Origin of the sequence: Natrinema sp. 1APR25-10V2 (genome assembly GCF_031626495.1) — an archaeon.
Classification (GTDB): Archaea; Halobacteriota; Halobacteria; order Halobacteriales; family Natrialbaceae; genus Natrinema.
In genome coordinates this window covers 581,192-597,765 of sequence record NZ_JAMQOJ010000003.1, presented here as the reverse complement: position 1 = coordinate 597,765, position 16,574 = coordinate 581,192, and the positions used below count along the sequence as shown (strand labels likewise).

14 protein-coding genes and 2 pseudogenes are annotated in these 16,574 nt (G+C 64.5%); 5 read left to right on the top strand and 11 right to left on the bottom strand.

The features are described from left to right. Window positions 1–84: 84 nt before the first annotated feature. Complete coding sequence (locus NDO75_RS12335) at window positions 85–2,157, top strand: hypothetical protein (protein WP_310906613.1); 2,073 nt, start codon at window positions 85–87, stop codon at window positions 2,155–2,157. 97 nt (window positions 2,158–2,254) lie between these two features. Here NDO75_RS12335 and NDO75_RS12330 read toward each other — a convergent pair whose 3' ends face one another. Continuing rightward, window positions 2,255–2,389, bottom strand: a complete 135-nt coding sequence (locus tag NDO75_RS12330) for a hypothetical protein (protein ID WP_310906612.1) — start codon at window positions 2,387–2,389, stop codon at window positions 2,255–2,257. A 1,256-nt stretch (window positions 2,390–3,645) separates the two neighbouring features. Between NDO75_RS12330 and NDO75_RS12325 the strand changes: the two genes are divergently transcribed. Continuing rightward, window positions 3,646–3,843: a hypothetical protein gene (locus NDO75_RS12325; RefSeq protein WP_310906611.1), complete on the top strand. Its 198-nt coding sequence runs from the start codon at window positions 3,646–3,648 to the stop codon at window positions 3,841–3,843. 85 nt (window positions 3,844–3,928) lie between these two features. Here the strand turns inward: NDO75_RS12325 and NDO75_RS12320 are convergent, their stop codons facing one another. Then, window positions 3,929–4,105, bottom strand: a complete 177-nt coding sequence (locus tag NDO75_RS12320; RefSeq protein ID WP_310906610.1) for a hypothetical protein — start codon at window positions 4,103–4,105, stop codon at window positions 3,929–3,931. 333 nt (window positions 4,106–4,438) lie between these two features. Further along, the gene (locus tag NDO75_RS12315) at window positions 4,439–4,771 is read right to left on the bottom strand and encodes a hypothetical protein (protein ID WP_310906608.1); all 333 of its coding nucleotides are present in this window, start codon (window positions 4,769–4,771) and stop codon (window positions 4,439–4,441) included. Window positions 4,772–5,060: 289 nt separating this feature from the next. Between NDO75_RS12315 and NDO75_RS12310 the strand changes: the two genes are divergently transcribed. Beyond that, window positions 5,061–5,375, top strand: a complete 315-nt coding sequence (locus NDO75_RS12310) for a hypothetical protein (protein WP_310906607.1) — start codon at window positions 5,061–5,063, stop codon at window positions 5,373–5,375. A gap of 175 nt (window positions 5,376–5,550) precedes the next feature. On the opposite strand, the gene NDO75_RS12305 is transcribed toward NDO75_RS12310, so the two are convergent. Then, window positions 5,551–5,814 (bottom strand): hypothetical protein, encoded by a 264-nt coding sequence (locus tag NDO75_RS12305; protein WP_310906606.1) that lies wholly within the window; start codon window positions 5,812–5,814, stop codon window positions 5,551–5,553. 207 nt (window positions 5,815–6,021) lie between these two features. Between NDO75_RS12305 and NDO75_RS12300 the strand changes: the two are divergent. Next, window positions 6,022–6,419, top strand: a pseudogene (locus NDO75_RS12300) (hypothetical protein); the annotation flags it as partial. A gap of 183 nt (window positions 6,420–6,602) precedes the next feature. Here NDO75_RS12300 and NDO75_RS12295 read toward each other — a convergent pair. Next, window positions 6,603–9,500 (bottom strand): oligosaccharyl transferase, archaeosortase A system-associated, encoded by a 2,898-nt coding sequence (locus tag NDO75_RS12295; protein WP_310906604.1) that lies wholly within the window; start codon window positions 9,498–9,500, stop codon window positions 6,603–6,605. A gap of 224 nt (window positions 9,501–9,724) precedes the next feature. Between NDO75_RS12295 and NDO75_RS12290 the strand changes: the two are divergent. Continuing rightward, window positions 9,725–9,820, top strand: a pseudogene (locus tag NDO75_RS12290) (glycosyltransferase family 2 protein); the annotation flags it as partial. Between the two features lie 109 nt (window positions 9,821–9,929). Here NDO75_RS12290 and NDO75_RS12285 read toward each other — a convergent pair. Genes NDO75_RS12285 through NDO75_RS12260 form a run of 6 tightly spaced genes read right to left on the bottom strand, consistent with a single transcriptional unit; the run spans window position 9,930 to window position 16,556 of the window. Then, complete coding sequence (locus NDO75_RS12285; protein ID WP_310906602.1) at window positions 9,930–11,393, bottom strand: lipopolysaccharide biosynthesis protein; 1,464 nt, start codon at window positions 11,391–11,393, stop codon at window positions 9,930–9,932. Between the two features lie 3 nt (window positions 11,394–11,396). Then, on the bottom strand, window positions 11,397–12,515 hold the full coding sequence (locus tag NDO75_RS12280; RefSeq protein WP_310906600.1) for a sulfatase-like hydrolase/transferase: 1,119 nt from the start codon (window positions 12,513–12,515) through the stop codon (window positions 11,397–11,399). A 5-nt stretch (window positions 12,516–12,520) separates the two neighbouring features. Beyond that, on the bottom strand, window positions 12,521–13,477 hold the full coding sequence (locus NDO75_RS12275) for a sulfatase-like hydrolase/transferase (RefSeq protein WP_310906599.1): 957 nt from the start codon (window positions 13,475–13,477) through the stop codon (window positions 12,521–12,523). Next, window positions 13,474–14,427, bottom strand: coding sequence for a hydrolase (locus NDO75_RS12270; protein WP_310906598.1), 954 nt, complete (start codon window positions 14,425–14,427; stop codon window positions 13,474–13,476). Before NDO75_RS12270 ends, NDO75_RS12275 begins: the two co-directional genes overlap by 4 nt. 3 nt (window positions 14,428–14,430) lie before the next feature. Continuing rightward, complete coding sequence (locus NDO75_RS12265; RefSeq protein WP_310906597.1) at window positions 14,431–15,408, bottom strand: hypothetical protein; 978 nt, start codon at window positions 15,406–15,408, stop codon at window positions 14,431–14,433. Next, complete coding sequence (locus NDO75_RS12260; protein WP_310906595.1) at window positions 15,405–16,556, bottom strand: glycosyltransferase; 1,152 nt, start codon at window positions 16,554–16,556, stop codon at window positions 15,405–15,407. Before NDO75_RS12260 ends, NDO75_RS12265 begins: the two co-directional genes overlap by 4 nt. Between the last annotated feature and the right edge of the window lie 18 nt (window positions 16,557–16,574).

Genomic DNA, 16,574 nt, shown 5'->3' with positions numbered 1-16,574 from the left:
TTTTCGACGACATCGATCCATTGCGGCCGATACAATCCTTTTTGATCGTGCGCCCGAATAGGTGGGGTAGCAACGGAACGAGCCATGACGATTTCGTTCACGGAGACGACCGCCCCGGCCGGGCTCGAGGTGTCCGACTCGATCGAGCAGCGTCGCCTCCACATCGAGACGCCGGGGTCGGCGTCGGTCGACGCCGTCGAGCCGGAGGCGTTCGGGTTCCCGGTCGATCGGACCTGCCGGCTCGAGACCGATAGCCTCGCGTTCAATCAGCTGTACTCCGTCACCGTCCACGACGAGACCGGGCGCACGGAGGCGAACTTCGACGCGGGCGAGACGACGCGGCTCGCCGACCGCCCCCAGTTCGTCGGCCTGAGCGGCCCGATCAAGCTCTACTGCCGAATCGACGCGCCGGGGACGATCGATATCGGAATGACGTCGATCCGGATCACGACCGAGCAGGCGACGACGATCGACCTCGGCGCGCGGTCGCCCCACGACCGGCCGGCGGGGACGATCACCACGCCGCCGGACCTCGAGTCGCTGGCGGCCGCCGTCGCCGCGCTCCCCTCGGCCCTCAAAACGACCTCACCCGAGCGGACGTGGCCGACGCTGCGCGGCCACCCGCCGCTGATCGAACTCGGCGACCGCCTCGAGATTCCCGACGCCGTCGCGCCGCCGGAGGGTGACATCACGCTCACCGTCCCGCGAGAGCACGCGGCGCTGTTCCAGGCCGCCCCGCTCGCGTTTTTTCTGGGCGCCGCGATCCGGCTCGGAGACGAGCCGAGACTGGAGACGCCGCGGTTCGACCGCCCGCTCGCGACCGATCGCACGTTCGAAGACGCCGTCGCCACCCTCCTGAAACGGGTGTTCCTCCTGGACTGTCTGACGCGCACGGAGGGCGTCTTCCAGTACGACCTCCTCGAGCGGACCTCGCTAGAGAGCGACCTGCCGTTCGACCTCGCGGCGACGTACGACCGGCCGCTGGCCCAGCGCCTCGAGCGGTATCTCGACGTCCCCTACGAGACGCTCGAGCCGTACGTCCCGCGGTGGCCGCTGACCGCCCACGTGCCGGCCGAGCCGGCGACCGTCGAACTGCTGCCGTTCATCGTCAACGAACTCGGGATCGTCCGCGCCGCCCGCGGGCGGTCGCCGGACGCCGTCCCCCAGCCGGAGACGGCCAGCGCGGGGCTAGTTCGGGCGGCGACCACGACCCGGTCGATGTCGTCGAGCCCGGACGAGTCGCGGTTCGTCGTGCCGGCGGTCACCGACGAGGCCGTCGAACACGCCTGGTTCGGCGATGGCATCCCCCAGCAGGCCTCCAAGGCGACGGTCGAGGCGTACCGCAACCAGCTCGCCCATCGGGAGCCGGGGGAGTCGATCGAGATCCTGCTCGTCTGCAACGACGTGCGCATGATCGACGAACACGACCTCCTCGACGAGACCTACGGCAACCGAGAACTGCTGCCCTTCGAGATCCGCTCGGAGTTCGGCGTCAGCACGGAGCGCCTCGCCGACCTGCTGGCCGACGGCGGCTACGACTTCGTCCACTACATCGGCCACGCGACCGCGGACGGCCTCCAGTGTCCCGACGGCGAGCTCGACGTTCGCACCCTCGAGTCGGTCGACGTGGGCGTCTTCTTCCTCAACGCCTGTCGGTCCTACGAACAGGGGCTCGCGCTCACCCGCCGCGGCGCGTTCGGCGGCGTCAGCACCTACGCCGACGTCATTAACGATCACGCCGTCACGGCCGGCGAGACCATGGCCCGACTCCTCAACCGCGGCTTCCCGCTCCGGGGCGCGCTCGAGATCGCCCGGACGAACGCGGGCCTCGGCGAGCAGTACCTCGTCGTCGGCGACGGCTCGGCGGACATCGCCCAGTCCGACGGCGGCGCGCCGGCGATCATCGACCTCGACCGCGCCGGCGACGACCTCGAGTTCGCCATCCGGTCGTACTCGACCAAGGAGTTCAGACTCGGGACGGCGACGGCCTCCACGCTCGAGACGGTCGACGATCGCCATCTCAGTCCCGGTACGACGCCGTTTTCGGAAGTCGACCGCGACTCGCTCCGGGAGTATCTCACGTGGACCGAGCTGCCGGTGCTCGTCGACGGCGACCTGCGCTGGAACGACGGCATCGGCTCGATGTCTCTCGACTGACACCGTCCCGATCGATGCGCTGACTCGGCGGTGCCGGCTGTGTACTCGACGGCGAAGAAGACGAACGGGCGTGCTCAACTGGTTCTTCGAAGCGACGTTACGGACCGATCTGCGACGTGGTGCCCGCGGCCACCGAGCCGGCCTGACTGAGCAGGACGAACAGGGTGAACAGGGCGCCGATCATTCGGGGGTGCTGTGCGAGGTAATCCTTCATGCTGTCTTTCGCGTCCATGACATTCCAACGGTTGTCGCCGATGGTAATAAAATTATCGTATACTTACATATACGAATAAATATGAATGAACGAGCGTCGGGGTCGCGGCCGCAGCTGCGGTTGGAGTCGGTGGCGATCTGCCTGCTCGAGGCGGTCGCGTCACGATCACTGACCGCCGTTTGCCGGACAGACGTATCGGGGTCTGGTAACTGCCCTGCCCGGATTCACGGGCTGCGACACGCCGTGGCATTTATACTAGGAGTCGTGATGATCGGTCGATGGTCCCTACTTCCTGATGTCATGCTCATCATCGCCCTCTTCCGTGACGCGGTGCGTAGTTCGGTCGGGGTCAGGCGGAGGGCGCCCGCCTCAACCCACGGGTGGAGAGCGCAGGCCTAGTCGCGGGTTCGCCCGCAGCGCGGGCACTACGGACAGCACGCGAGTCGAGTGGCGTCGTAGCTGGTCGATGCTCGAACTCCGTCCGTGACGCGACGGATGCAGCTGGCGGACGGTCCGCGTTTGCGGTGGTTTGCAACGGGCCACTTGAGGCGCTGGTGAGGCCGTCGCCGTCGATAGTCGGACTTGCATCGTCAGACGAGACGGTCGTCGCTGCAGGAGTCGGCGTGGCGTCTCTGTCTGTCGCCAGTCGGACGACGGAGAGGCAGCTGCAGCCAGCGCTCAGACACCGTAGTCGAGAACGGTACTGACACTGTGACTCTCACCAGGTGGATCGCTTCACCCCTCAGAGACAGGTGCTGGCTGTCAGTGACCGGTATCCGTAGCCGACAGAGAGCAGCGGCAGGTCGACGCTCGGGGCGTGCACGATCGAGCGGTGAGCCCCGAGCAGTTCAGCGCGAGCGCTGACTGATTCTCGAGCGGTTCCCCGTCGCGCGCCCTCTCGGCTTCGATTCGGCGGGAGAAAACACAGCAGCCGGCGCGAACCTCCGCTTCCGTATGACGAATGCGACAACCCTGGCGATCATCGAGCTCCCGTTCGGAGGTCGAATGAGAGCGGGAGAGACCGTCCCTGTTCAGATGGCAGGAACCCCCTCGAACAGGCGACCAGAGCCACGCATAACACGACTTTGTGGATTCGAGCACACCGCTTAGGCGATCCGTAAGACTGTATGGCCGGCTGAACACGGCGAAAAGTCACGAAAACTCCGCTTGATTCTTTCTAGCCTGAGCGCACAGTCTCGCGGTTTCAATATTCATCCGGCCCGTAGAGAAACACCCCGAAGCCGATCACCGGCGTTGGGGAGAGATCACCAACTATGACCAGTGACGAACGGGAAAAGGCGGTGGCGGTCTGTGATGAGTGTGCGACGATCTGTACCGCGTGGATAGCGCCCGGAGCGGACGCCGTTTCGATCAGTCCCAATACCGGCTGTGACTGCGAGGAGTCCAGCCTACGGGTCCTCGATGCACAGACCGTCTTTGGGAGCGAGGAACTGCGGCCAGCCAGCGGCTGATCGATGACGGGCGACTGCCACCCGATCGACCGTACTCGGCCGCGACCCTGGCGCTCTCGCGCGGCGGCGTCGACCAGAAAGCGGGTCACGACGATGCGGCGCGGGGCTCGACTTCGACCTCCTCGCGTTCCGCGACGTCGCCCTCTGCGGTGGCGTGCTCGTTGTTCGCGATCGCCGCCGCGGAGTGCAGGAAGACGTCGTCCGAAGATTCGACACGACGGGAGCCTAGCGAGCGTTGACGTGATCCCCGGCGCCGGCCCACGCGTGAGGCACGCCCACCTCACCGCGTCCGACCTCGTACTCGACGAGTAAGGTCACGCCGACGTGTCACACGGGCGCGTCCGGCGCCACCGGCGGGCCGGTCTGCGCGGTCCGGGCCACGGTCGCGCGGTGATGCGAGGGGCGATCGTCGGCGCTCCCCGTGATAGGCGGCGGACCGCTTTTTCGGCGTGTGAGATGGAACCCGATCGCCTGCGAGAACTCCGTGGACGAACCGAACACAGTTCGTCAATCAACTGCCAGTGCTGGTGGGTGTGCCGTACTGAAGACAGAACGTGCAGCAGCCACGACGACGACCCACGAAATCCAGGCGGGGTTAGACGACCCCGCGTGCTTTCAGCGAGGGCCGGAGGTAGCGGAGATAGAGGCCGAGATAGCCACAGACGACGACCGTTCCCGCGACGACGAGGAGGAGATAGCGGCCGCCGCCACTCTCGAGGGCGACAAACGGCAGCGGGTGGGCCTCCAGCTGCGGCAAGCCAAGCGAGCGAAGGAACGCGTCGAGATAGAGCCGAACGACGACCCAGCATGCGACAAAGCTGACCGCGGCGGGGAGGAAGATAGCAACCAGCAGCTCGTTCATCAGGCGGCGGTGCTCGGCGGCATCTAAAAAGTCGTCCCGCCAGTCTGGCCCCTCTTGTTGACTCATAGCCGGGTGAATAGTATGGACCACTATAATTATCGGGGAGAGACATCACACCCAGGCTTCTGAAGCTCCCCGCTCTACTCATTCTGCGTATACCGGAGCGCATGTTACTCCCACCTCTGGGTCCAACACGCCAATTCTGGCAGCCGTTGGGAGAGGTGGTCCCAGACGTGCACGAGAGCGTGCGGATCGACCCCGCGCAGCGGGACGACGTCCCGAGCCAATTAGTTTCGATTGATCACAGTCACACTGGCCGACAGAATTAAAGTGATTAGGAGAAATCCGCCTACTGATGTCGTCCGACCGCCGACTGACGGTCGAAACCGCCCTCGCCGTCGTCGGCCCGCACCTCCTGATCACCAACGTCGTCCTCCCGTGGCTGGCCCAGTGGTGGCCCGCGCTCGCGCTGAACGAGACGGACACTGTCGCCGTGCCGTCGCTCAGTTCCCTCCGGCTCACGCCCGTCGGAAGCGACCTCACGGATCCCGGCCTGTGGCTGTATCTGGGCCTCCTCTGGCTCTGTTTCGGTGGCTGGGTCGCCCTGCGGCGGGACGCGCTCCGCGAGTGGGGGCAGGAATTCCTCGCGGCCTCGGATCTCGATGTCTAAACAGCGACCGCTCTGTGGTCACTGCAACGGCGACCACGAGGGAACACGACGCTAGCCGTACACACGGACGGAATCGGGCGTCCCGCGGGGCGCTGGCCGCACGGCTCGCCGCCGTGGCCGGCGGTGCGCCTGCGCGTGGCTGCCGGCCGCGCTCGGCCCCGGCGCGACCGGCCGCTCAGCTGATTTTGCCGCCGTGGCCGGGTCCCGCGTCGTCAGTTGACGGCTCCGTCGCGGTGGTGGAGACGGGCTCGGGCTCGGCGTCGGGCTCGGTCTCCGCCGCGAGATACGCCAGCCCGCCGACGCTCACGAGGATGAACACGCTGCCGACCGCCGCGATCGTCCCGATCCCGTTCTGGGCGAAGATGCCGCCCACGACGATGACGGCTCCGACCGCCATGCTGAGCACCAGGGCGCTGTACACGAGCGTGTCGCTCGCCATGTGGTAGCATAGGACACGGGCGACGATAAAGCTACACACCGGCAGGCTGTGTGACATGACGGCTCCGGTGGTGCGTGAGCCGCCGTCGCCGGCGGTGGGGCAATGCGACAAACGGGCAAGACAGCACCGCGTACCGCGCTCGAGCTCCGGCACAGAGCGGGCGAGCGCGGCCCCGCGGCCGAGGGTGAGGCAGGCGAACCCGCCGCCGCACTTGAGTTGGCCGGCGTTGAGTACGACGTGGTCGGCAACCGCAACGGCCGGGCCGCCGAGGCATGGCCGACGGAGGACGGGACGACCTGGGGCGCGTGCTCGCAGTGGTGGGCGCGCCGGTCAGGCCGAAGACCGAGCGACGACTCGTGTTGCCGGCCTCTCTCGCGGATGCACCGGACATCGTTCGGGAGACCTTCGTCTACGCCTATCTCGAGAACCGCGCCGTCGACCACGAGGGGACAGCGACGCTGGCCGTGCGCGAGGAGCGCAATCGCGCCTCTCTCGAAGCGCTGGCCGACCTGATCGACGACGTCGCCGACGGTGGGGTCCGACTCCGGGAGCGGGATATCCGCGTTTCGGCCGACGCCGCCCGCAGTCTCGGCTCCGTCCGCTAATCGTGAGTGCGAGAATGCACACACTGGTATCGAGCTGGATCACGGTTACTGATTCGCCGCTCACCGACTGGACCGAACGGGAGGGGATAGACGCGAGGCGGCGGGCGCGAACACAGAGAGATGCTGGCCGACTCGAGAACGGGAAATGCGCTCTGATCGAACCGGACCTGGAGCGACGTGGGGTTAGCGCGCCGGCTCGGCCGCGACGGGTGTGACGGCGTTCGCCGTGGTCCCGTCGCCGGTGCCGCTATCAGTCGAGTTCCCCTCGCTCGTCTCACCGCTGCTTTCGTTGCCGGCCGACTCGTTGCCCGACGGGTTCTCGACTTCGGAGAGCGAGACGTCCACCGTCTCACCGTTCATCACCGCGGGCTCTGGCACGGCCGTCTCACCGCGGTACTGGCTGAGACTGCCATCCGCGGGCGCGATGACGTTGACCGTGTAGTTGCCGGTCGCCTCGACGCTGCTGTTGGTGTAGCCGTCGTCGACGGTAAGCTCGTCGTTGGTCGCGTACGGGACCGTCAGCTCGAAGCTCCCGTCGTCGGCGAGATCCGTCCGCTGGGTGTAGTTGAAGGTACGACCCGATGCCGTCTCGAGTTCGACCCGAGCCGCGACCGTGGCGTTCTCCGTATCAGAGACGTCGTCGGCGCTGCCGGTGAGCGTCGCGCCCGCGACGCGTTCGAACGTCTTCACGGCGGCGGCTTGCTTGACGTCGAAGACCTGGTAGTTCGGATGATTCTGGATCTGTGCGACCCGCTGGGGGTTCATCCGCTGGTTGACGGCCACGGCGGGACGGCCCTGGCCGGCCGGGACGGGCTGGTTGTCCGGACCCAGGTGGACGACCTGCCCGTTGTTGTCGACCTGCGCGTAGCTGACGTAGGTGGCCGTCCCGGCGTCGGCGCCCTCGTGGACGAGCCGGTAGTGTTCCATGTTGCTGGTATCCTGGAAGTACAGCTTCGAGAGCATCGTGTCGTCGTACGGCAGGTCGCCGTAGACCTGACCGAGCTCGCTGGCGTTGATCGGCCCGCCGGTGTAGTCCTCTGGCGTCACGTAGTGGCCGTAACCGGGCCCGGTCCACTGCGTGATCGCGCCGAACTTCCCGCCGGCCATCGCGTAGTCGATCATCACGTACTTGATCGGCTCGTCGGACTCATTGTCGGAGACCGCCTGCCGGAGTTCGTCCGTCGAACGGCCCGCGACGGGCTGGCCCGCGGCGATCCCCTCCATGATCAGTTCGCCGCGCTCCTCGGATTCGGCGGTGAAAAAGGCCGCCGAGGACCGCGCGTTCTGCTGGAACGGGTTCGAGTGCGGGATCCGCTCGGCCTGGGTCGTTATCAGGTGGCCGTAGTCCCACCACGACATGACGCCGTAGGCCCCCTCGGGGTAGTCGTAGTCGCCGTCACCGGGCGTGTAGGTGCCGTAGTAATCGAGCTGGTCGGCGTTGTCCGCGCCGCCGTAGTTGCCCGGTGCGGGCGTGTTCGCCGCGAGCCACGCGTTCGACCCCTCCCACGTGATCGAATCACTCTGGGGCCCTGTGGCTTTGCCCTGCTGCCAGGCGGTGGCGGAGGCGAGCGGCGGCAGCAGCGGCGCGAAGATGAGCAACACCACGAGCACGATGACGATCACCTGGTAGGTCTCGAGCTCGCGGAGCGAGGTGAGGCTGCGCTCGAGGTCAAGATTGAACAACTGGACGAGTTCGGCGACGAACGCCGCGCTGACGATCGCGACCGCCAGCAGCAGGTAGTACATGAACCGCACCTGCGTCGCGGCCATGCTGATGAGGAACAGCGCCCAGACGATCACGAGGGTGTGCTCGGCACGGAATTTCCGGCCGAACAGCGGGCGGATCGCGAGGAAGGCGAGCCCGGCGAGCATCGCGTAGAACGCGCTGCCGAACTCCTGGAAGACACGGTTGAAGAAGTCGTCGGGCGGCTGGGCCTCGACGATGGTGAGCGTCCCCGTGCTTGGGTTGAGCGGAATGAGGCGGCTCGTGAGGTTCCCGACGAACGTACTGTAGAGGCTGGGCAGCGCGACCCACATGACGAGCAGGCCGGCGGCTGCGATGCCGACGATCGCGGCGGGGTAGTAGCGGCGCTCGAGGTCACGGTCGTTCCACGCGCGGGCGAGCCAGGCCATGAACACACAGCCGACGCCGACGAGGAGGGCGGTCAGCGGCTGGAGGAAACTGAAGCTCGTGACGCGGATCCCGGTCTGTTCGATCAGCAGCGCCGTCAGGAGCGCGGTGACGCCCATGCTGACTGCGCCGACGAAGGCGATGTGGTCCGGCGAGACGCCGCGGACATAATCGAGAGTGAGCTGGATGGCGAAGTAGACGCCGAAGATGCCGACCAGAAGCACGCCGGCCGGCCAGATCCAGAGATAAAGCGTGAGTGCGACGCCCGCGAGGGCGCTGTAGATCGCCGGCGTGCGGAGCGCGGGCCAATCCTTCGCGGCGACGAGTTCGTAGATCGGCTTCTCGCGTTCGCCGACGGTGACGGCGACCATCATCGCGAGGACGGCGACCGCCATGAAGAGCACCTCGCCGGTGTGGTGGTCGAGTTGGCCGACCGTCGAGCGCGCGAGGAACTGCCCCTTCGCGAGCGCGAGAACGACGACGGCAACGAGGCCACCGAGCGTGCCGCCGAGGCGGCGGCCCGCGTAGAAGACGGGGACCGCGGTGAGCGCGGCCATCACGGGAATCGAGAGGAGGGCGACCGCGTACAGGGTCTGTTGCGACGGATCGCCGAGGCCGACGATCATGGCCGCCGTGACGATCAGTTGGTCGTAGAGGGTGCCGAACTGGCCGACGTAGGTGCCCGTCGGGAACCCCGTCCAGACCTCGTAGGGCATCGTATGGGGATAGTTTTCGGCCGTCCAGTTGATCGTCCGCCAGTGATACCACGAGTCGATGCCCGCCAGCGCAGGCGCGCCGTCCTCTGTCACGAACCGGCTATACGACTGGGTGCGTACCCAGACCATGAACAGCATCACCGCCCCGAGGACAGGGAGGTGATACCAGTCGCGGACCGACGCGAGGACGGACGTTGATGTTCCCTCCTCGACGTGTTCGGTGTCAGTACTCATTAGCAAATACCAACCCCAACCCAAGAATAAGCCTTTTGACTTCCTGCCTCGCCGTGTCGACAAGGGTTCCACCGCGTGACCGGGCTAAGCTTCTCTTCCATTACTGGCAGCACGCTTCCCCATGCTGTCACGGGTACTTCGGTGTGCGGAGTCCTCTTTCGTCGAGCGATCTCGGATCGCCACTGGTGATCATCTCCCTCGAGGCGAGCCACCGATCGGTGTTCGTCGGCTGTAACGAACGCGGCATAGGCGAGCATATGGGGGAGTTGCGCACCACCCACGGACCGACCCTCTCCTTCCGGCGGAACGTATTTTTCAGCGGGAGAAGGGACAACTTGCTATCAACGCAGGGTCAGAACACCAGTCCTTGACCGGTCATCGACCTGTTCAAACACGAACTCGTCGACTAAGGCGGCAGAAAGCATCGGGCTAGCCGTCGGACCGCTTTCCCTGTGCGAGTACTTGCTCATACACTGGCCCCAGCACATGTCCCACTGTAAGCCGGAAGTGAGAACTCGCGGCCGTGAGGACCACGAAGTAGACCGCGGCTCCCAGCGTGATCAGCCCGACCACCGGTGCCCAGTGGCTGAGCACCACGGCATCTCTGGCTTGTAAAATAACACCGAACATCGCCAGCCCGCTGACGGTCTGAGATATCACCGGCGTTGGGAGGATAACGCCGCCAAACACGGACCGGCAGAGGTATTGGTAGGCCAAGAACATGACGACTTCCGCGAGCAGTGTCGCTCCGATGACGCCGAGCAAGCCATACTGCTGGCCGAGGACGAGCGCCAGCGGGACGTAGACTGCCAGTCCAAGGATGGTCACCCGGAACGTGAGTTCCGGTCGATCAGTCCCGCTAATTGCCGATTCGAGTGGAATCTCGTAGACGTAGACTACGTGAAACAACGCGATACCGACGAGCGCGTGCCCACCAGCACCGAACTCCGCCCCGAAGAAGGTGCGCATCAGCACGTCCGGAAGTGCAAGTGCACCGAAGAACATCGGAATGGCGAGCAGCCCAGCATAAGACATAGCGTTGGCCACGTCCTCACGCACATCTTCCCCGAGCGACGACCGACCACTTACCTTGACCTGAAGTGGGTTACTGATACTGGCGGTTAACTGGGAGGCGGGGAGGACCAGTCGAAGGGCAGTCTCGTAGAACCCGACTGCACCGGTACCGACAAACAGCCAGATAAGGATCGGATCCAACCGCTTGTAGAGGTCGTTGACCACCGACGTGGGGATACTCCAGCGGGCGAATTTTCCGGTGTCGGCAACGGTTTCTCGAGACGGAAGCGCGGGCCGAACACCGCTGACGACGGCCACCACGATGGCCGTGACGGCACTTGCCAGCGCGAGTCCGAGCAGGATGCCAAACGCCTCCAACCCGATTATGAGCAGCCCGACTTGGAAGAGGAGGGTCACTACGCTCCGCACTGTGTCAAGCCAGAACGACCGGCCAGGGAAGCCAATACCGGCGTGGAAGCGGTTAAGGATCTGGAACGAGCCAACCGTGCTGAACACGAGGACGATGCCGAGCACATCGTCAGCCGTGATCCCTCGAACAGGCAGCAGTGGGGCGAACGCGACGAAGACGGTCGTGACGATGCCGACGTAGGTGATGTGGGCGGCAAGCCCGAGCCCGATATACTCTGCAGGGTCAGTATCGACCTCACTGACACGCTTTTTGATGGCTTTTCCGAGGCCCGCCGAGACCCGGACGAGCATCAGTGCGATGGCGAGTGCAGTATAGTACCGGCCGACGCCGGCGTTGCCCAGCACTCGCGCAAAGATGATCACGCCGACGAAGCCGAACGCCGACATGGTAAACTTCGCGGCGACTGAGACGAGCGCCTCCCTGCCGATGTCGAGGTCAGCCGTGCTCATCGCTCAGAGATAGCCGAGTGCCTCGAGGTCGTCGTGGGGGAGTTCGTCTTTCGTCACTGGTCTGGCTGCTCCCTGCTCGAATTCCGCCTTGGCTGCCATGAGGTCGTCGTCTTCGGCCGGATCCCCGTCGAGAGTCACCACGCCGGCGTCGGTCGCCATATGGGCGCGGTTCATCGCGGCGTGGTTCCCGTTTGAGGCTGCATAGGCCGTCGCCCGTCCGACCGAGCCGCGGTTGTACTCTTCGCCGAGTAACAGCGTCGGGACGTCCACAAGGCTGATCACGTCACTGTCGACCGGTATGTTCCGGGTCGCCAGCGGAAGGCGGAGGAGTTCCGGACACATAGTGGCGTGGTGGCCCCATTCGTCGTACTCACCGAGGAGTTCGCCGTGATCAGCCACGAACAGCACCCGCGTCTCGTCGGGGATTGCGTCCCAAAGTCGTGTGAGTCGGTCGTCGAGTTCCTCAACCTCGCCACGGTAGAGTTCGCGGGCGAGTTTGGTGTCGCGCTCGCTCGCACGCCCGTTGAGCACGCGGCGTGTGATCTGCTGGGCCTCGCCGCGTGAGACAGGGCCGTCGTCTGGATTGTACGGGTGGTGGGGTTCCATGAAGTGGAGCCAGCCGAACCACGCATCGCGATCCTCGGTGGCGTCAAGGAACTCATCGATCACGTCGGCCGCAGGCCGGTAGTCTCGGTCGACTGACGCCACTCGCTGTTGGACCGACTGAACCACGTTCCAGACGCGTGAGGCGATGCCGAACAACGTGCTTTGGGGCGTCATGTGCTCGGCAACCCTGTCCTTCAGTCCTTTATCCTCACGGCCGGGCGCGGTGAATCCGTCGAACCCACGGTCGTAGCCGTACCGCGGCGAGAGGAAGCGGTTGGTCGAGATGCCGTACTTGTACGGCGCGTCGTGTTCGACCGCGACATGCGAGTCTGCGTCGACGCCGGCCTCGCCAGGGTAGATCCCACCGATGATCGACTGGAAACAGGAGGGCGTCGCTGTGTTCGTTGCAAACGTCGCGGGATGTGTGTCGCCAAGGAACTCCCGCGTAGCAGTCATATACTGGTAGTGGTCGTACCGCAGCGAATCGACCGTCACCAGAAGCGTTGTATCAGTCATTGGGATTATTTGTAGCCAAGCGCGCTTAAGCGCTGTTCAACGTCATCTTCAGTTACATGGACATCCTGTGGCTCGACTGTGGGGTCGTACTCACCCAAATCAGTGGCCGACAGTTCGACCCACGGCACCTGCTTGAGAACGGGGATTGGGACGTGCCGATAGTGACCATACAGCCCCCACTCACCGAACGCCTCGCCGTGGTCGCTCGATACCACGAGCGTATCGGCGTCCATGTTCGCGAGCAAGAGGTTGATCTCGTTGAGCACCCATCGGAGATTCTCTACATAAGCACTCCATGCGTCCGCCCGAGAGAGGTCACCAGACTGGAGCAGGTCCCAGACCGCCCTGTCATCGTCACCCGCCAGTAGGCGGGCCGCCTCCGGCGCGTACTCTCCGAGGGCGGGGTACGGCGCGTGGGGTTGCATGTAGTGGACGATGAGTCGCTCGGGGTCGCGCTTGCGCATCACATCTATTGCCCGGTCGGTCACCGGCCGTGGCGGATTTCCGCTGAATTCGTCGTCCCACTCGTATTTCCAGACCTCGTCAAGGAGGCCGAACGCGTCAGGTGGCATCGGAAACTCATCGCCGAAGCGCCGCGTATGGGGGTTGGCCGTCACGTACGCCGTCTGGGCCATTTCGTCGCGGTACTCGGCAGTAAAGTTGTCGTGCATCCACTCCCACGATGTCGACCCCAGCGAGGTGAACGCCGGGACCGAACTCGGCAGGAACTCGTACTCAGCGCTCACGCTTTCGAGCGCGTCCACGCGACACGTATCGAGCAGAACCAGCACGTCCCAGTCGCGCTCATAGATTGGCGTGCCACTATCATCGAGACTAAGGGTGTGACAGAACCGGCGAGCCGCCCCGCCCCAGAAGTCAAACGCGGCCGTGCGAGTCCCCTTACGGAGGCCGTACGCCTCGACCTTGCCCTTCGACTCCACGACCCAGTCGCGGAACGTCATCTGTAGCCGAGGGCCTCGAGTCGGTCTTCGACCTCGTCGTTAGCAAGCGCGGTGTCGTTGGGTTCGACCTCCGGTACGTACTCGCCGCTGTCGCTTGCGCTCGTGTGGACCCACGGGACCTCCTTGAGGATCGGCACTGGACAGTACGGTGGGTGGGCGTAAACGCCCCATTCGCCGAACGCCTCGCCGTGGTCAGCGGTGAGGATTACGTCGTCGGCGTCCATGTTGTTCAGCATCAAATCGACACCGTCGTCGAGCACCCAGCAGAGGTTGTCGCGGTAGGCCTGCCAGATTTCCTCTCGTGAGATAACGCCATGTCTGAGGTCTTCCCACATCGCTTTGGCTGGGTGTGAGGGATCGTCCTCGCCGGGTCCTGGTTGGACGCGCCACTCAGGGAACTGTTCGAGCATCGAGCGATACGGCGCGTGTGGTTGCATCAAGTGGACGACCAGCCTCTCGGGGTCATGCTCGCGCATGACATCAATGGCGCGGTCCGCGACGACTTCCGGCGGCGTCGTACAATCGTCATCGTTCCACCCGTAGCGCCACACTTCATCAAGCAGTGCGAGGTCGTCAGGATCGATATGCTCGGAGAAGAGGTTTGCAGTCACGTACGCCGTCTCGGCGTGCTCGGCTGCGTACTCGTCGTTCGTGAAGTTCTTCTTGACCCATTCGATGGAGGCCGACCCGATAGACGTCTGGGAGGGAACGTCTCGAGGCAGGTAGTCGTACTCGTCAGCAACCTCTTCAAGCACATCAGGCCGACAGGTATCGAGGACGATCAGGACGTCCCAGTCATACTCGAAGACAGAGGTTCCGTAGTTCCAGCGGCGGCCGACGCGACATAGCGCACCCTCCCAGAACGCCTTGGCGGCGCCTTGCCCCCCATTGAGGAGGCCGTGTTCATCAATACGGTCCTTCGATTCGTCGACCCAGTCTTGCAGTGTCATGGTTTATATATAGCCGAGTGTCCGCAGTCGCTCGTTTACTTCATCCGATGTCGGATCCCTGTTCTCGTTCTCGTCGGGCGTTAGCTCTGGTTCGTAGGTCTCGCGGTCAGTGGCGGTGGTGGTCGCCCATGGGACGCGCTTGAGGACGGGAATCGGGGCCGTGCTACTGTGGCCGTAGTACCACCACTCGCCGAACGCCTCGCCGTGGTCGCTGGTGATGACGACATCGTCGGCCTCAACGTTGTCGAGCAAAAGCTCGAGACTGTCAAGTACCCACCGAAGATTGTCGCGGTAGGCCTCCCACAGTTCCTCGCGGGAGACCCGCCCAGTCCGGAGGCGCTCCCAGAGGACGAACTCCGGCGTATCTTCGGGGTTGTCCATCCCGACCGAGAGGCTGAACCAGTCGGGGTGTTCTTCCACCAACGACCGGTACGGAGAGTGCGGTTGCATGAAGTGGACGATGAGGCGATCGTGATCCCCCGACCGATGCACGTCGATGGCCCGATCTACGACCGTCTCTGGCCGGACCGTCCCATGATCGTAGCTCCAGCCGTACTTCCAAAGCTCGTCGACGACCGCGAGCGCGTCGGGGTCCGGAATATCCCGAGTGTGGGGGTTCGCACTGACATACGCCGTATCGGCGAGTTCGGGACCGGCGATCGAGTCGGGGTCGAACGTCTTCCCGATCCATTCCGGTGATCGAGAGCCGACGGAGTTGAGTGCGTCTCGCTCAGGGTCGTAGTCGGCCAGAAACTCGTACTCATCGGCAACCTCTGCGAGTACGTCGGGCCGACAGGTATCGAGGACCAGCAGGATATCCCATTCTTCTTCGAAGACGTGCGTGCCGTAGTTGTAGACGTGCCGACCGAGGACGCCGAGGCCGCCCTGCCAGAGTTCCTGCACTGCGCCATAGACACCCATCGCCGGGCCGTCGCGCTCGAACCGATCCCTGGCGTTCTCGGCCCACTGCTGGAGGCTCATCGCTGAGTCACACCCCTATTCGAGGCCAGAGCTGTCTTCTGTGTGTCGGTTTCCTCGTGCGGGGCGATTTCGGCTTCAGCGACCGCCTCCTCGACGATCGCCCGCATCCTCGTTCTGAACTGATCGGCGCTAAATCGCTCGGCGAACGTCGCGATCTCGTCGGTGGACCAGTCGACGCCCTCACGCTCGAAGCGTTCGACTGACGCGCGAATGTTCGTGGGGTCCGGGTCATGGAGCAGTCCGTTCTCGCCGTCAAGGATCTGGTACTTGGTGTAACCCTCTTCGACGCCGAGCACGGGCGTCCCGCTGGCGAACGCCTCAACCGGGATGATGCCGAAGTCCTCGTTCATCGCGTTGAAGAGGACGGCCTTCGCCTCACCGAGCCGCCGGCGCTTCTCTGATTCGGACATATAGCCAACGAACTCAACGTTGTCAGGTGCGAGCCGTTCGAGTTTCTTGCGCTGGTCGCCCGCTCCGCCGACGACGAGCCTAGCGTCAAGTCCGTCGAACGCGCGAACGATCATGTCGATGCGCTTCTCGGGAATGAGCCGCGAGTAAGTGAGATAGTAGTCCTCTGTTTCGCGGGGCTCGTACTGCTCGACGTTCACGGGCGGGTAGACGACCTCGACCTTCTCCTCGGGGACCCCCCAGTACCGCTGCAGTCGTCGTGCGACGAGTTCGCTGTTCGCCACAAACCGATCAGGGAACTTCGTGTTAGGCAAGAACATCGTTCGGGCGACGAACGCGTACAGTCGAGAGGAGAGTGAATTCGCCCGCTGCTGGAACAAGTCATAGGGGACCCGCGGCGTGCTATGGGTGTAGTGGATGACCACCTGTTCGTCTTCCGGGACGTACCAACTCAACTCGTTTTTCGACAGAATGACGACGTCATACTCGGTCAGTTCCGGGATCTGCTGGGCGTTCCACGCGTAATAGAGGTCGCGGAGAAACACCGACCGTTTGATCCCCGAGAACAGGGAGCTCTCATAGAGGCTTCGAGCGTCGACATCATCAGAGACGTGTTCAGTGTCGCCGAACCCGAAGTACAGCGGCGCATCGAACGTCCGGGCGAGTTCGTCCGAGAGCGACTCCGCGCCCCCACGTTCGAGATAGTTGCCATGGGCAATGGCGATCGAGCGATCACTCATACTCCGCTCCCCCGTTTC